This window comes from Proteus sp. CD3 (genome assembly GCF_008808075.1).
Taxonomy (GTDB): domain Bacteria; phylum Pseudomonadota; class Gammaproteobacteria; order Enterobacterales; family Enterobacteriaceae; genus Proteus; species Proteus appendicitidis.
In genome coordinates this window covers 51958-66727 of the sequence record NZ_CP019686.1, presented here as the reverse complement: position 1 = coordinate 66727, position 14770 = coordinate 51958, and the positions used below count along the sequence as shown (strand labels likewise).

Annotated in this window: 17 protein-coding genes; 9 read left to right on the top strand and 8 right to left on the bottom strand. The window is 38.9% G+C overall.

Annotated elements, in window-relative coordinates; genetic code table 11:
- The first annotated feature begins 2 nt into the window (after window positions 1-2).
- The gene (pyrI, locus tag BTA34_RS00350; RefSeq protein WP_109372664.1) at window positions 3-461 is read left to right on the top strand and encodes an aspartate carbamoyltransferase regulatory subunit; all 459 of its coding nucleotides are present in this window, start codon (window positions 3-5) and stop codon (window positions 459-461) included.
- A 617-nt stretch (window positions 462-1078) separates the two neighbouring features.
- Here the strand turns inward: pyrI and BTA34_RS00345 are convergent.
- Window positions 1079-1990, bottom strand: coding sequence for a LysR substrate-binding domain-containing protein (locus tag BTA34_RS00345; RefSeq protein WP_151434044.1), 912 nt, complete (start codon window positions 1988-1990; stop codon window positions 1079-1081).
- A gap of 406 nt (window positions 1991-2396) precedes the next feature.
- Between BTA34_RS00345 and BTA34_RS00340 the strand changes: the two genes are divergently transcribed.
- The 5 genes from BTA34_RS00340 (at window position 2397) to BTA34_RS00315 (ending at window position 6493) form a co-directional block, all read left to right on the top strand.
- Window positions 2397-2783 carry a RidA family protein gene (locus tag BTA34_RS00340; RefSeq protein ID WP_006535650.1) on the top strand — a complete coding sequence of 129 codons (387 nt, stop codon included), beginning with the start codon at window positions 2397-2399 and terminating at the stop codon, window positions 2781-2783.
- A 344-nt stretch (window positions 2784-3127) separates the two neighbouring features.
- Window positions 3128-5266: an anaerobic ribonucleoside-triphosphate reductase gene (gene nrdD / locus BTA34_RS00330; protein WP_151434043.1), complete on the top strand. Its 2139-nt coding sequence runs from the start codon at window positions 3128-3130 to the stop codon at window positions 5264-5266.
- Between the two features lie 4 nt (window positions 5267-5270).
- A complete protein-coding gene (gene nrdG / locus BTA34_RS00325; protein ID WP_098941341.1) occupies window positions 5271-5735 on the top strand; it encodes an anaerobic ribonucleoside-triphosphate reductase-activating protein in 465 nt (154 codons plus the stop codon).
- 26 nt (window positions 5736-5761) lie between these two features.
- Window positions 5762-5971, top strand: a complete 210-nt coding sequence (locus BTA34_RS00320) for a hypothetical protein (RefSeq protein ID WP_151434042.1) — start codon at window positions 5762-5764, stop codon at window positions 5969-5971.
- A 159-nt stretch (window positions 5972-6130) separates the two neighbouring features.
- Window positions 6131-6493 carry a hypothetical protein gene (locus BTA34_RS00315; protein ID WP_265576136.1) on the top strand — a complete coding sequence of 121 codons (363 nt, stop codon included), beginning with the start codon at window positions 6131-6133 and terminating at the stop codon, window positions 6491-6493.
- 26 nt (window positions 6494-6519) lie between these two features.
- On the opposite strand, the gene BTA34_RS00310 is transcribed toward BTA34_RS00315, so the two are convergent.
- Together BTA34_RS00310 and BTA34_RS00305 are read right to left on the bottom strand one after the other, a co-directional pair.
- Window positions 6520-6960, bottom strand: coding sequence for a YhbP family protein (locus tag BTA34_RS00310; RefSeq protein ID WP_151434040.1), 441 nt, complete (start codon window positions 6958-6960; stop codon window positions 6520-6522).
- A 114-nt stretch (window positions 6961-7074) separates the two neighbouring features.
- On the bottom strand, window positions 7075-7326 hold the full coding sequence (locus BTA34_RS00305; protein ID WP_151434039.1) for a YdgH/BhsA/McbA-like domain containing protein: 252 nt from the start codon (window positions 7324-7326) through the stop codon (window positions 7075-7077).
- A gap of 287 nt (window positions 7327-7613) precedes the next feature.
- On the opposite strand from BTA34_RS00305, the gene BTA34_RS00300 reads away from it, so the two are divergent.
- Window positions 7614-7898 (top strand): GIY-YIG nuclease family protein, encoded by a 285-nt coding sequence (locus BTA34_RS00300; protein ID WP_151434038.1) that lies wholly within the window; start codon window positions 7614-7616, stop codon window positions 7896-7898.
- 13 nt (window positions 7899-7911) lie between these two features.
- Here BTA34_RS00300 and BTA34_RS00295 read toward each other — a convergent pair whose 3' ends face one another.
- Both BTA34_RS00295 and ubiT read right to left on the bottom strand, forming a co-directional pair.
- Complete coding sequence (locus BTA34_RS00295) at window positions 7912-8415, bottom strand: GNAT family N-acetyltransferase (protein WP_109372669.1); 504 nt, start codon at window positions 8413-8415, stop codon at window positions 7912-7914.
- Complete coding sequence (gene ubiT, locus BTA34_RS00290) at window positions 8409-8942, bottom strand: ubiquinone anaerobic biosynthesis accessory factor UbiT (RefSeq protein WP_151434037.1); 534 nt, start codon at window positions 8940-8942, stop codon at window positions 8409-8411. Before ubiT ends, BTA34_RS00295 begins: the two co-directional genes overlap by 7 nt.
- Window positions 8943-9158: 216 nt before the next feature.
- Between ubiT and ubiU the strand changes: the two genes are divergently transcribed.
- Window positions 9159-10154, top strand: a complete 996-nt coding sequence (ubiU, locus tag BTA34_RS00285) for a ubiquinone anaerobic biosynthesis protein UbiU (protein WP_151434036.1) — start codon at window positions 9159-9161, stop codon at window positions 10152-10154.
- A 13-nt stretch (window positions 10155-10167) separates the two neighbouring features.
- Window positions 10168-11046 (top strand): U32 family peptidase, encoded by an 879-nt coding sequence (locus tag BTA34_RS00280; protein WP_151434035.1) that lies wholly within the window; start codon window positions 10168-10170, stop codon window positions 11044-11046.
- Between the two features lie 244 nt (window positions 11047-11290).
- On the opposite strand, the gene BTA34_RS00275 is transcribed toward BTA34_RS00280, so the two are convergent.
- The 3 genes from BTA34_RS00275 to BTA34_RS00265 are packed head-to-tail and all read right to left on the bottom strand — an operon-like array spanning window position 11291 to window position 14580.
- Window positions 11291-12454 carry an ABC transporter permease gene (locus tag BTA34_RS00275; protein WP_151436704.1) on the bottom strand — a complete coding sequence of 388 codons (1164 nt, stop codon included), beginning with the start codon at window positions 12452-12454 and terminating at the stop codon, window positions 11291-11293.
- Window positions 12454-13599 carry an ABC transporter permease gene (locus BTA34_RS00270; RefSeq protein ID WP_151434034.1) on the bottom strand — a complete coding sequence of 382 codons (1146 nt, stop codon included), beginning with the start codon at window positions 13597-13599 and terminating at the stop codon, window positions 12454-12456. The genes BTA34_RS00275 and BTA34_RS00270 overlap by 1 nt, the downstream gene beginning before the upstream one ends.
- Window positions 13600-13608: 9 nt before the next feature.
- The gene (locus tag BTA34_RS00265) at window positions 13609-14580 is read right to left on the bottom strand and encodes an HlyD family secretion protein (RefSeq protein WP_151434033.1); all 972 of its coding nucleotides are present in this window, start codon (window positions 14578-14580) and stop codon (window positions 13609-13611) included.
- Window positions 14581-14770 lie beyond the last annotated feature (190 nt).

The window sequence follows — 14770 nt, the reverse complement described above, 5'->3', positions numbered from 1 at the left end:
CCATGACACATGATCACAAACTAAAAGTTGAAGCTATCAAACGTGGGACTGTTATTGATCATATTCCAGCGCAGGTGGGCTTTAAAATTCTTTCGCTATTTCGTTTAACTGAAACGGATGAAAGAATAACAGTAGGTTTTAATTTACCTTCTGAAAATTTAGGCAAAAAAGACTTAATTAAAATCGAAAATGTCTTTTTAACCCCAGAACAAGCAAACCGTTTAGCAATGTATGCCCCACAAGCAACAGTAAATATTATCGATGATTATCAAGTGATTAATAAGATGGCATTAAGCTTACCTGAATTACTTGAAGATGTAGTGCCTTGTCCTAATAGCAACTGTATTAGCCATAACGAGCCAGTACAAAGTAGTTTCCGTGTAAAAAAACTGGCCTCAGATGTTGTATTAACCTGCAAATACTGTGAAAAAGAGTTCGAACGCCACGCGGTTATTCGTTAATTCTGTTAACTATCTGCTCTGCTAGTCAGGGCAGATAGTTTTTTATTAGTTAACCTTTTGAATAACAAACTCTTTTCCACCTATAAAAAATACCCATTCACACTTATTGTAGATATTTTCTCTACTTAGAATCGCCAAAGCCGATCTTTTGTTTTCTCTCGCTTTTTGTCACCATAAAGCCTGGATATATCCGCTAAATCACTTACTTTATTTTTAGTCACTATTTACAGCGAAATGTGGTTAAAACAACGATAACTTACCCAATCTTGTTTTGTTTTATCTACTTATTTATTTGGTTAAGCGGCGCTCAGGCACTTGCAATGATCCCATTGATCATTCTTTGGGGCATGTTGCATACCTCTGGGCTAATTATTTCTCAAACATGGTTAATGAGAGATGCAAAAGCAGCCCCCGAATTTGCAAATAGCCTGTATATCGCCTTCTCAAATCTAGGGATAACCGTGGGTTCTATGGTAGGAGCTTGGGTAATTCAACACTTTGAATTACAAATGATAATTTGGGTAGGTATACTCTTTTCACTCTTGCATGGGGAACAATCTGGCTACGAATACGTTTACAATCACCAAACCATGAGATGGTTTATCAACAGTAAATTGTTACTCGTCAAATCCTCCTTCTTTTGCCACCTGAAGCAATGCATCTGCTATATAACGTGTTTTAGGTGGTACTTTTTGCCCTTTATGCCACATCATATTAATCGGAGATTGATACCCTTCTGTTTTGATCAATACTCGTTGTAATTGTCCCTCTTTAAGTTTATCCCCAATCATCCATAACGGAAGTTGAGCAATACCATAGCCATGGATCACCGCATCAAGCATTGCATCACCATCAGCAAGCTCATAGAAAGGTGTTGGAATGTACTGGCGAAAGGTATCTGCTTCTTTTAACATCCAATAAAAAGGTGCATCTTGTCGAAATCCTACAATGCAACGATGCTCTGATAGCGCCTCGATATCTTTAGGCATACCATATTTTTTCAAATAAATAGGTGAAGCACAAAGAACCAACTTTTGTGTTGTCAATTGCCGTGCAATAACATTGCTACTATCCGGTAAATGCCCAATACGAACGACTAAATCCACACTCTCTTCGTGCATATCAATATAACGCTCACTAAATGAGACACTCATTTTAAGCAGAGGCTGTTTATCCATCAGTGTCATTAAAACCGGCATAATACATTTACGACCAAAAGCAGAGGGTAAATCCAGACGGATTTTTCCTGTTAATACAGACTGATTTTCTTGAACTTGATTATTCGCTTGTTCAAGAATAGAAAGTGCAATTTGACATTGTTGTAAGTAATACTCACCTTCAGAGGTCAACGTTAAACGCCTTGTTGTCCTTAATAGTAAGTTGACACCTAAGTGCTCTTCTAATCGAGTAACACTCTTTCCAACCGCTGATTTAGTTATTCCTAAACGCGACGCAGCTTCAGTAAAATTGCCCGTTTCAGCGGTTGCAACAAAAGCAGTGATACCAGAGAGTGAATTGAATTGAGTCATAGACGCCTATTGCAATTGTTCTAAATCGTATTCAACAATACAATGATAAAGAATACATCGATAAAGAATACATCGATAAAGAATACATCGATAAAGACAAATATAATAAACACGATGTTTCTTTATTATAGAATAATTCCCTGTTAGCGGCATAAAGGGGATATTGTTGAAAAATAAAAATTACACACAATCTTATTTTTAGGGAAAATTTTTCTATAAAAAGCCCTACCATTCCCGTAAAAACCCGCTTTAAAGCGCAGTAATTGCATGAGTTCATTTTCTTTTTACACTGACAAACTTTATGATAAAGCCTGACATCTGTCATATTGCTAACCTAAAGCACTGGCTATAATAGCGCCACACTAATCGAATGTTAGCGTTAATCTTATAAAAACAGGAGTTCTACATGTCTTACGAAATTAATACCGATAAAGCCCCTGCAGCAATCGGCCCTTATGTACAAGGTGTTGATTTAGGTAACTTAGTGATCACTTCAGGTCAATTACCTGTTGATCCTGCAACGGGTGAATTTGTTTCTGATAATGCCGCAGAGCAAGCTCGTCAATCTTTAGAAAACGTAAAAGCAATCATTGAAAAAGCGGGTTTAACCGTTGCTAATATCATCAAAACCACTGTTTTCGTAAAAGATTTAAATGATTTCGGCACAATTAATGCCGCTTATGAAGCATTCTTTAAAGAGCATAATGCAGCATTCCCAGCTCGCTCATGTGTTGAAGTTGCACGTTTACCAAAAGATGCAAAAGTAGAAATCGAAGTTATCGCTATCCGTTAATTTCGTCTCAATAGTGGATTATAAAAAAGCAAAGGTCTCTTAATGAGCACTTTGCTTTTTTTATGTTCTCACTTTTTGATGAATAATTTATCACTTCTGTTTTTGGCACATATTTACAATTCGGCTAACCCCTCTTGATGCCTGACGTAGCAAAAATACCTTGATGTAGATCAGTTTTAATGAAGATTATTTCCCTTCCAATAACTATATATTGTGCTTTAATACACATCGACATACAACATATAGTAATTATACACATCTTATCCACAATAAGCCTGAATGCTGTGCCATCACCTGTTTTTATGGGATTTGAGCCTGTGGATAAATAGTTAAGGAGCAAGATTGTGAAAACCATAGTGATAAAACGAGACGGATGTAAAGTCTCTTTTGACCAAACCCGCATCAGCGATGCTATCAAAAGAGCCGCCGTAGCTTGTGAGATCACTGATGATGATTATTGCGATTCTATCGCGCAATCCGTTTCACAATCTCTCGCAGGACGTTCGAATGTCGATATCCGTGAGATCCAAGACGCCGTAGAAAATCAGCTGATGGCTGGCGAACATAAAGATGTTGCCAGAGCCTACATTGAATACCGTCATGACCGAGATGTTGCTCGTGAGCAACGTGGAAGACTAACTCAGGAAATCCGAGGTCTTATCGAACAAAGTGATGTCTCTATTCTTCATGAAAATGCGAATAAAGACAGTAAAGTTATCCCAACCCAACGTGATTTACTTGCGGGTATTGTGGCTAAACATTACGCAAAATTGCATATCCTGCCAAGAGATGTGGTACTCGCCCATGAGCGTGGTGAAATTCATTATCATGATCTCGATTATTCCCCGTTTTTCCCTATGTTTAACTGTATGCTAATTGACCTTAAAGGCATGTTAAACAATGGCTTTAAAATGGGAAATGCGGAAATAGAACCCCCTAAATCTATTTCAACAGCAACAGCAGTAACTGCACAAATTATTGCACAAGTGGCAAGCCATATTTATGGCGGTACAACAATAAACCGTATCGATGAAGTATTAGCGCCATTTGTAAAATCAAGTTATGACAAACACTATAAAGTGGCAGAAGAATGGCAGATCGCTGACAAAGAAGCCTATGCCACTGCACGCACTGAAAAAGAGTGTTACGACGCATTCCAATCTTTAGAGTATGAAGTCAATACGCTGCATACGGCTAATGGACAAACCCCATTTGTCACTTTTGGCTTTGGTCTTGGTACATCAAAAGAAGCGCGTTTAATTCAACGCTCTATTCTTGAAAACCGTATGGCAGGTTTAGGTAAAAACCGTAAAACGGCTGTTTTCCCTAAACTCGTTTTTGCCATTAAAGATGGCTTAAACCATAAGTTTGGTGATCCTAATTACGATATCAAGCAACTTGCTCTTGAATGTGCAAGTAAACGCATGTATCCCGATATCTTAAATTACGATCAAGTTGTGAAAGTGACGGGATCATTTAAAACTCCAATGGGTTGCCGTAGTTTCTTAGGTGTTTACGAAGAAAATGGCGAAATGATCCACGAAGGTCGTAATAACTTAGGCGTTATCAGCCTGAATCTACCGCGTATTGCTATTGAAGCTCAAGGTGATGAAGCGACATTCTGGTCACTACTTGATGACCGCCTTGAATTAGCGAAAAAAGCACTGATGACACGTATTGCTCGTTTAGAAAACGTCAAAGCGCGTGTTGCCCCTATCCTTTATATGGAAGGTGCTTGCGGGGTTCGCTTGAAAGCAGATGATAATGTGGCTGAAATCTTTAAAAATGGCAGAGCCTCAATTTCTCTTGGTTATATTGGTGTTCATGAAACCATTAATGCACTGTTTGGTACTCAAACACACGTTTTTGACGATGAAACCTTAAGAGAAAAAGCAGTGGCGATTATTAATCGTCTACGTGAAGCCACTGACCAATGGAAAGCTGAAACAGGTTATGGCTTTAGCCTTTACAGCACCCCAAGTGAAAACTTATGTGACCGTTTCTGTCGTTTAGATGCTGCTGAATTTGGTATCTTACCGGGTGTAACGGATAAAGGTTATTACACTAATAGCTTCCACTTAGATGTTGAGAAAAAAGTCAATCCATACGACAAATTGGATTTTGAAGCACCTTATCCCCCATTAGCAAATGGCGGTTTTATTTGCTACGGCGAATATCCAAACTTACAGCATAACCTTAAAGCATTAGAGGATGTATGGGACTATAGCTATACCCGTGTTCCTTACTACGGCACAAATACCCCAATTGATGAATGTTACGATTGTGGCTATACCGGTGAATTTTCTTGTACTAGCAAAGGGTTTACTTGCCCACGTTGCGGTAATCACAACCCTGCTAGAGTCTCTGTTATTCGTCGTGTATGTGGATATTTAGGTAGCCCCGATTCACGACCATTTAATGCGGGTAAACAGGAAGAAGTTAAACGTCGAGTTAAACATCTGGCAAATGGTCAGTTAGGTTAAGAGTGTGAATTACCATCAATATTACCCTGTTGATGTGGTAAATGGTCCTGGTACACGTTGCACCCTGTTTGTTTCAGGGTGCATACACCAATGCCGCGGCTGTTATAACAAATCAACGTGGTCATTAACGTCGGGCAAGCCGTTTACACAAGAAGTGGAAGATCAGATCATTGCGGATCTCCAAGACGACCGTATTAAACGACAAGGATTATCACTTTCAGGTGGCGATCCGCTACACCCTCAAAATCTTTCTGCTATATTAAAATTGGTAAAACGCGTTAAAACGGAATGCCCTGAGAAAGATATTTGGGTTTGGACTGGCTACTTACTGGCTGACTTAACCCCAGAGCAGCAAGAAGTCGTTAACTTTATTAACGTACTGATTGATGGGAAGTTCGTACAAGAACTTTATGATCCCGCATTACTGTGGCGTGGTAGTAGTAATCAGGTGATCCATAAATTGAAGTAATACACATTGAATTAACTGGAGGATGTATGCCTTTAAGTGATAATAAATATGTAAGCTTTTCTGAAGATCATGAACTGAACTACCATTTAAAAAAATGGGGTAAAAAGCAGTCTAAAGCGAATCGAGAACAACTCGTGAAGCTAGGCACTGAACTGAAAAAGAAACTCGGTGCGAAACATCTCCTGCATACTGAAATAGATGCTGAGATAGAAAAAAATCTTTCATCATTTGAATGATCCTTAAAAGCCCATTTATATAATGGGCTTTTTTCTTACCATTCTCACTTAATCACCCCCGTTATCAAATGCGAATCATTTTCAAAAAAGATGGTCAAAGTAATTAGTTTTGTTTTATTATTAACGCTCTTGACTATTCTTTTTATGATGATATTTGATATGAAATTAGCACTTTTCCCTTTGTTTTCAATAATTTTACTTTCGGGTTGCAGTAGTACTTGGGAACCCAAAGGTGCATCAGATTACACATTACAAGAAGCAAAACTAATTTGCGATCTCGATGCCAATACTCGCTATCCTATCCGCAAAGAAGTGCTACAACGTACTGTTTATCGTGATGTGCAAAAGACGTGTCGTAAAGATGATAAAGACCATTGTGGTGATAAAAAAACCTACACTGAACGCGTACCAATGACAGAAAGCTATGTTGAAGACATTAATCAAGAAGACAGAAGAACCTTCTATACTTCATGTATGTCTTTAAAAGGGTGGGAACAGAAGAATCATTATTTTTGGGAATAAAAGGAATGTGAGAAAAGATAATCAGCTTAATCACGCTGCCAATACAGCTTAGTCCCAAAACCTAACTGATTATTGACCATCTTAATTTCTTGTAATTGTAATTCCCATAAAGGTACATGGATGGCGGCTAATGCGACAGGAAAGCGTAAACAATAATGTTTTCTTGCGTTGATGTCGTCCTGACCTGCCAGTAAAGCAACAGAGCCAGTGAATTGAATACCTTGTAGATCAGATACTGCAATTTCTTGCGTACTAATACTCCCTGCAACTAATAAATTTTCCTGCATCATTTGAGCATGACGCGTTTTCTTTTCAGAAAGAAAAACAAGTCTCATCTGGCTTTCATCGAACCAATAAAAACAATTTGCACACCAAATATCACCTACTGAACGAGTTGTACATAAGGTAAACACATGGTTGCTTCGAATATATTGTTTAATTATTTTGATCGAATCTAAAGAAGACATAATAAACCTGTATAGATACAAAAAGAGACGCTGTTTAGTTGATAATTATATCATCAAAACGAGCGTCTTACCGCGTGTCTCTTATTACAGGTTATTTATCGAGAATAATTAAAATTAACGATAAATTTCAGCATTTACAGTAAGGTAATTATCACCTGTTGCGCCTACAACTTTAAAGCTTTTTGCACCTTCATCTTTTGCGATTTGGGCAATCTTAGTGGTTAAACCATCTAAAGTATCGTTACCTGTGATTGTGATATACTCACCATTCACTGACGGGCTTTTTGATTCGCTATCAGATGCGATTGAACCGAATGAAATAGCACTTAAAGCTAATGTAGCAGCGATTAATGTAGATTTTTTCATAATATGCTCCAAATAAATTCTAATTTTGTTAGTTATCGCGGAGTGTCTCTCTGTGATGTGGATCATATTATGCGCTTTAGTTTAACTTTAAAATTAGCAATAATTGCTGTTCATTTTCAAAAAAATTGAATGTTATTTTTTAAATGACAAAACTTATTGTCACAAATATTTCACAACATATTGATATATCTAATAGATTTTATTTTGATAACGCGATAAATTACTCACTTAAAAAATTAAGAAATATTATTTATCAAAAGAGAAAGTAGCACGAAAAGGAAAAAATGATGGCTGATACAGTGTGGTCACTCTATATTGTCAGAAATCGTCTTGGCTATCTTTATACCGGAATAACGACAAATGTTGAGCGACGCTTTACTCAGCACCAGAATGGAACCGGCGCTAAAGCCCTCAAAGGAAAAGGACCTTTGTTATTAGAGTTTCATTGCCAAATAGGCTCTCGACAACGCGCTTCTCAACTTGAATACCAATTAAAACAATTGAAGAAAACACAAAAAGAAAAGCTGATCAAAGACCAGCCTTCAGACATTGTGTTATATTTAACGCGATAAGCGACCTGCTCGACTAAACCTCATCAAATAATGGCGAAAAATTCACTAAACCATGAATATTTTCAACATTACCATTATCGAGAGCATAGAACTGAAATGCCTCTTCTGTGTCAGGCCATTTGCAATGTAACCCTTGTGATTTTGCAGGAATAAAGCCTGACTTTTGATAGTACTCTGGCTCACCTAACACCACCACAGCGCCATAACCAAATTCATTTAGGCTATCTAATCCTTCATTAATCAGTTGGCGTCCAATACCTTGGCGCTGGAAATCAGGTGCAACAGCAAGAGGTGCAAGCCCTACCCACTGGCAATCTACACCATCAACATCAACCGGAGTAAAGCCAATGTAACCCATAACATGGCCTTCATCATCTACTGCGACCATACCTAATGTCAGCAGTCCCTCTTCTCGTAAATGTCCCACTAAATCAGCTTCTGCACCTGTAGGAAACGCTTGACGTAAAAGGTTATCAATAGCTGGAATATCAACGGGAATTTCAACACGTATTAGCATGAAGTTGAGCTCAGTTCATGGCTGTGTAGAGTGTCTTCGGTTTCTTCTTGAAGCCCACTTTTTACAAACTCAGCCAGTTGTAATAAACCAAAACGCAACACAGATGGCATTGAGTCTAATTCAATTGCGTCCATCAGGTTCTTAACATATAACCCGAGTTCTGTATCACCCTCAATTTGTAGACGACGTTGGAAAAATAAGGTGTCAGGATCTTCTTTGCGCGCAGCAATTAAAATAAGATCATTTGCATTTCCACTAAAGCTGACATCTTCTTTTTCTAAGCGACTAACCACTAATTTATCATCACGAACACTGATAAACCACTGTAAATGTAAGTCTCTTATCTCAACTTTTAGCCATTTATTTTCTAGAAAGTGCAAATCGCCTTCCGCTAAAGATTCACGAAATTGCCAGCTTAAAAACTGTTCTAAAATATCGCGTTGCAGAGCAAATGGGGTGACTTGTAAGGGATAACGTAAAAAACGAGGCCCCTCTTTAACCAAGTGGGTACGAATTTTATTAAACACGTTCGGACTCCTATAAATAAAATTAGGGGCTATTGTGCCAGAGATGAACAGATATTCTGCGATCCTATATCAATATTCCGTTAATCCGTTGCTCACATTTTGTGTTCTCTGATTTTACTTAAGCAAAAGACAAAGTTCTCTGCCCTAAATCAAAACCTTTTTTTATCTTGCTTATTACAATTTCTGATCATTCTTAATTTCTAAAGGGAAGTGAAGATGGAATTGCTGTGCCCTGCGGGTAATTTACCTGCCTTAAAAGCGGCCATAGATAATGGTGCGGATGCCGTTTATATCGGCTTAAAAGATGATACTAATGCAAGACATTTTGCTGGTTTAAATTTCACAGAAAAGAAGTTACAAGAGGCGGTTAATTATGTTCATCGCCACCAGCGAAAATTGCATATTGCAATAAACACCTTTGCTCACCCTGATGGATTTGAACGCTGGCAAAAAGCCGTTGATATGGCGGCATCTTTAGGCGCTGATGCTCTTATCTTAGCGGATATCGCCATGTTAGAGTACGCTGCAGAGCGTTATCCTCATATTGAACGTCATGTTTCAGTACAAGCCTCAGCAACCAATACACAAGCGATTGAGTTTTATCAACGTAACTTTGATGTGGCTCGTATTGTTCTTCCTCGTGTTCTATCTATTCATCAAGTTAAACAGTTAGCACAAAATAGCCCTGTACCTTTAGAAGTTTTTGCCTTTGGCAGTTTATGTATTATGGCTGAAGGTAGATGCTATCTCTCTTCCTATTTAACAGGTGAATCGCCAAATACGGTAGGTGCTTGCTCTCCTGCGCGTTTTGTACGTTGGCAACAAACACCGCAAGGAATGGAATCTCGCCTTAATGATGTTTTGATAGACCGCTATTCACCTGATGAAAATGTGGGCTACCCAACACTGTGTAAAGGTCGCTATTTTGTTGATGAAAATTGTTATCACGCATTAGAAGAGCCGACCAGCCTCAATACTCTTTCACTCTTACCTGAATTAATGGCGATGAATATTGCGTCAGTTAAAATTGAAGGTCGTCAACGTAGCCCTGCCTATGTGACAGAAGTGGCGAGAGTTTGGCGTGCAGCCATTGATCAATGCAAAAAAGATCCTCAAGGTTTTAGCACTAATCCACGTTGGATGAACGCGCTAGGAAAGATTTCAGAAGGAACACAAACAACATTGGGTGCTTATCACCGTAAATGGCAATAATAAGGATACGAAAATGAAATATGCATTAGGATCTGTACTTTATTATTGGCAAAAAGAGACACTTGAAGCGTTCTACGAAAAAGCAAAACAGTGCGACGCTGATATTATTTATTTAAGCGAAACAGTGTGCAGCAAACGCCGAGAAACCAAGCCTCAAGATTGGATAAATCTCGCCAAAGAAGTCGCCAAAAGTGGCAAACAAGTGGTTCTTTCTACCTTAGCGTTATTACAAGCCCCTTCTGAATTGAAAGAAATTGCTAAGCTGGTTGATAATGGCGAGTTTTTAGTTGAAGCCCATGATTTTGGCGTAATTAATATGCTTTACGAGCGCAATCTTCCTTTTGTCGCCGGTCACGGGCTTAACTGCTACAACGCTTATGCACTACGTTTGTTACATAAGCAAGGCATGATGCGTTGGTGTATGCCTGTGGAGCTTTCTCGCGAGTGGTTAAATAATCTTTTAAATCAATGTGAAACATTAGGCATTCGCAATAAGTTTGAAGTTGAAGTATTGGCTTATGGGCATCTTCCTTTAGCTTATTCCGCACGCTGTTTTACTGCGCGTTCTGAAAATCGTTCTAAAGATGATTGTGAAACCTGTTGCCAAAAATACCCTCAAGGCCGTGAAGTGCTCTCACAAGAAAATCAGCAAGTATTTGTTCTTAATGGTATTCAAACACAAAGTGGCTATTGTTATAACTTGGGTAACGATCAAACATCAATGGCAGGTTTAGTGGATATTATTCGCCTCTCACCTGAATCTGACGCTATTTTTGATACCTTGCAACAATTTCGCCAAAATGAGCTAGGTCAACACCCCATTACAACCATTCATCATCATGACTGTAACGGTTATTGGCGTAAACTGGCAGGATTGGAATTGGTGGAGTAGCGAGTTTAATCCACTCTATTTAATTCAATAATAGAGTGGATGAATTCACTTATCCCAAGGTGATTTTGATTTCAATGTTTTACTTAGCTGATTTATCTAACCATGAGATCAATTTGTTATAATTGGCTTCTGATAATTTTATTTCAATAAAACCCGATTCTAATTCTTCAATTTCCATATAGTAGAGCCTATTCCTAATTGATAGTTTTAAGTTAAATATTTATTGATGATTTTATCATATAACCTATTTTGACTCTCCACGATGATGTAACCAATGCTTAAACTGATGCGTAATATGTCTTAGCTCACCATTACGTAACATCCCCACCAGCACACCTAATACGGTATAAATCACACCTAAAACGAGCATCATCACGATATCACCCAATATACTTTGGAATGATAGCCCCATTTGGTTAATTCCCGCCATGGCGTTTACTGCCCATGTAGAAGGTAATGCAGATGAAATGGCAAAGACCCAGTCAGGCATTGCTTGTAGTGGCCAAATCGTGCCAGAAATATAAAACACAGGTGTAGTCACAAATGCCAGTGTCAGATAAATCATCTCAACACTGCGTAAGCATTCTGTAATTAACTTACCTAACCCTAAGACCGCCAATAAGAATGGGAAAGTCAGCATCCAAACCTGATAAAGCGGTGCTTCTTGGCGATATCCCAATACCCACGGCCACAATGCAAAGAATACTGCAGATAAAAATAACCAAATCGGAATAAGTGCTGATAATGCCCCTAAATACACAGCCAAAGGAGGTTTTCCTTTTGGTGTGCTTCTCACCGCGATACTGACACGGACACAAGCAATTAAAAGGGAGTGTTGTAATAACATCACTAATAACCCTGGGAAAATAATCGCAGCAAAACTTACCCCTGGGTTATACATCGCAATGGTTTCACCCTGAATAGGCTTTAATAGGATGTTTGATTGCTCAACACTAAAACCTGCATTTCTCAAAATACGTCCGTTGTAAGCATCTAATAACTGCTGATACGCCAACATCAATTCTTGTTGAATTTGCCCACTAGCCAGACGGTTTGTCGCATCACCAAAGACTGGCACAGTGACATCTTTGCCATTTAATAATTTTTTCTCAAAATCAGTTGGAATAATAATGATGGCAAAAAGCTCACGCATAATCATATCGTGACGAGCTTCATCTAAATTATCGTAGTTTTTAATGCTTAATTTAGGTGTCGAGTTTAATGACCGAATAAGTGAATAACTTGCTGGGCTATGATCTTGATTAATCACAGCCACAGGCAAATCCCATAAAACAGGTTTGGCATACACTAAACTCATAATGCATAGAGAAACAATAAGTAACATCCACATGGGTTTTTCTAACATACCCAATAGAACACGCTTAAAGGTTTGGAAGTATATTTGCATCATGCGACACCTACCTGTAATTCCAATCGTTTAAAAATACGTTTGCGAACTAAGAAGGCGATAGCAAAAGGATAAATCAGTAAGAGTGAACAAACATATAAAATGCCTTGTAGTGATACTTCTCTTAAGAAAATATCAAACATCGCATTTAAGGCGTGCGTTAATGGTTCTAAATTAGAAATAATCCGCGCAGGTAAGATCATCGAAAGTTCAGGTACAGCCATGCCTGAAAATGCCAAGGCAATACTCACCAACATACCTATCATACTGTATGCCGTTATCGCACTATTGGTAAACGCAAAGAGCAGCAATCCCACACTTTGAGCCGCAATGATATAGAAGAACCCCACTAATACCATATATAGCGGGTTACCGTTCACTTTCGCCCCCGAAAAATGCACTAATGCCGCTAATTCAACAATTAATAAGGTTAAGAAAAACAGTGTGTAAGGCGTAAGTTTTCCAATAAGTGCAAATGTGAAGGGCTTAATATTCAATAGCATATTACCGCGCGACAACGAATAAATCGTACAGGTCACGACAAATAGCTGGAGCATATGGATCGTAGCGGCAAATTGCTGATAATAAATATAGCTGCCACTGGCATTAAATAAACTGTCATAAGAGAGCGTCACTTTTGCCAAGGGAGGAACAGGTTTATTCATCTCTTGCGCTAACACAGTGCGATATTGCGCATTAAGCTCTGCAAGAAGCCCACTAAAATCCTGTATTGCATAACTCCCAGCAGCATAATACAACCCGTTGTAATACATCCGTGTGGTGGGCTGTTTTCCTGCTAATACCTTACTTTCAAAGTGTCGAGGAATGGTCAATATCGCATAATCTTTTGCGCTACCTAATCGCTCCATTGCAGTGCGTGGATTACCATCTAACGTATTTAATTGCGCATGAGAGCCTGCATTTAAGTCTCTGATCAGTGTTCTCGATAACGGGCTATTATCGTTATTGATCACAGAAACAGGCAAGTTCAGCAATGTGCCTTCAGAAAAGTTAGCACTAATTAACGTGAACAACATCAATGGAAACAGCCAGCTTAGCCAGTGAAAAACGGGGCTACGGACTGCCATATGAGTTTCTCGTGAAAATGCGCTACTAAAGCCACGCCAAGCTGCCTTTACTCTCATTGTTTGTCCTTATTTATCCCAACGCCATAATGCACTCATACCGGGGCGTAACCCTTCAATTGGCGTAACAGGATACAGTCGGATTTCAAATGTTTTTAAATCGAAATCGCCCGTTGCTCTTGTTGCTCTTTTTGTTGCATAGTCGCCCATTGGAGCGATATAGCGAATTTCAGCTTCGACTTCTTTATTGCCTAATGCGGGAACAGTGATAGTAATGCGATCACCTTTACGAATATCCGCTAAGATATCTTCGCGAAGGTTATAAACAAAATAGGCATCAGGAATTCGGATCAGTGTGGCAAGTGGGCTATTCGCATTAAAAAGCTCACCAATTTCCGCAGGAATAGGACCGACTTCACCATCCACCGGCGCTTTCACCTGTAAGTCATCTTGCTGAATTTTCAGCTCAATTAATTGCTGTTCTGCTTGTTGCACCGCCGCTGTATATTTGTGGCGTAATTCAATACGATCGCCATTTTGGGCTTCATCAAGCTCCGCTTGCGCAGCTCTTACACGTTGTGAAGCGACATCTCGGCTACGGCGTGCATTATCCAGTTCTGTCGCTGATACATAGCCTTTATTCGCTACAGCACTGATACGCTGATAATCTCTTGTCGCATTTGCAGCTTCCACTTTGGCTTGAGATAGCACGGCTTCTAGGTTACGAATGCTCTCTTCTCTTGTGCCATGTAATGACAAGTCTAGTTGTGCTTGAGCTTGTGCTTTAGCGGCTTCAAGTGCGGCAACTTGTGCGTTAAGTTCAGGGCTTTCTAATGTGATCATCAATTGCCCCGCTTTTACATCATCACCACGCTCTATATGACGCTCAATCACACGACCTTTGGCTTTAGAGGCGACAATAACTTCCGGTGCGTCTACTTCGCCTTGCAGTAATAAATATTGATTATGCGCGCGGAAAAGTATGGCTAATGCAATTAGTATTAGCATTAATAAAATAAGATAAATGGCTCTTTTTTTCATATAACGATTAGACCTTAATAGTGAAGTAGAACACTCACTGACAGAGTTATATTACACAATAACTCAGAATTTCTTTAAGAATTTTGTGCGCCAGATCACTGACGCAAAGGAATATTTTCTTTGAAAGTGCGATTAAGTTATTCTTATATCAAACTTTATCGCCTCATTAATAGCCCTGTTTTATCTGGTA

What these genes read in the sequence shown, in the direction of transcription:
- pyrI (WP_109372664.1), top strand. Translation starts at nt 3, where the DNA reads ATGACACATGATCACAAACTAAAAGTTGAAGCTATCAAACGTGGGACT.
- BTA34_RS00345 (WP_151434044.1), bottom strand. Translation starts at nt 1,990, where the DNA reads ATGACTCAATTCAATTCACTCTCTGGTATCACTGCTTTTGTTGCAACC.
- BTA34_RS00340 (WP_006535650.1), top strand. Translation starts at nt 2,397, where the DNA reads ATGTCTTACGAAATTAATACCGATAAAGCCCCTGCAGCAATCGGCCCT.
- BTA34_RS00320 (WP_151434042.1), top strand. Translation starts at nt 5,762, where the DNA reads ATGCCTTTAAGTGATAATAAATATGTAAGCTTTTCTGAAGATCATGAA.
- BTA34_RS00315 (WP_265576136.1), top strand. Translation starts at nt 6,131, where the DNA reads ATGAAATTAGCACTTTTCCCTTTGTTTTCAATAATTTTACTTTCGGGT.
- BTA34_RS00310 (WP_151434040.1), bottom strand. Translation starts at nt 6,960, where the DNA reads ATGTCTTCTTTAGATTCGATCAAAATAATTAAACAATATATTCGAAGC.
- BTA34_RS00305 (WP_151434039.1), bottom strand. Translation starts at nt 7,326, where the DNA reads ATGAAAAAATCTACATTAATCGCTGCTACATTAGCTTTAAGTGCTATT.
- BTA34_RS00300 (WP_151434038.1), top strand. Translation starts at nt 7,614, where the DNA reads ATGGCTGATACAGTGTGGTCACTCTATATTGTCAGAAATCGTCTTGGC.
- BTA34_RS00295 (WP_109372669.1), bottom strand. Translation starts at nt 8,415, where the DNA reads ATGCTAATACGTGTTGAAATTCCCGTTGATATTCCAGCTATTGATAAC.
- ubiU (WP_151434036.1), top strand. Translation starts at nt 9,159, where the DNA reads ATGGAATTGCTGTGCCCTGCGGGTAATTTACCTGCCTTAAAAGCGGCC.
- BTA34_RS00280 (WP_151434035.1), top strand. Translation starts at nt 10,168, where the DNA reads ATGAAATATGCATTAGGATCTGTACTTTATTATTGGCAAAAAGAGACA.
- BTA34_RS00275 (WP_151436704.1), bottom strand. Translation starts at nt 12,454, where the DNA reads ATGCAAATATACTTCCAAACCTTTAAGCGTGTTCTATTGGGTATGTTA.
- BTA34_RS00270 (WP_151434034.1), bottom strand. Translation starts at nt 13,599, where the DNA reads ATGAGAGTAAAGGCAGCTTGGCGTGGCTTTAGTAGCGCATTTTCACGA.
- BTA34_RS00265 (WP_151434033.1), bottom strand. Translation starts at nt 14,580, where the DNA reads ATGAAAAAAAGAGCCATTTATCTTATTTTATTAATGCTAATACTAATT.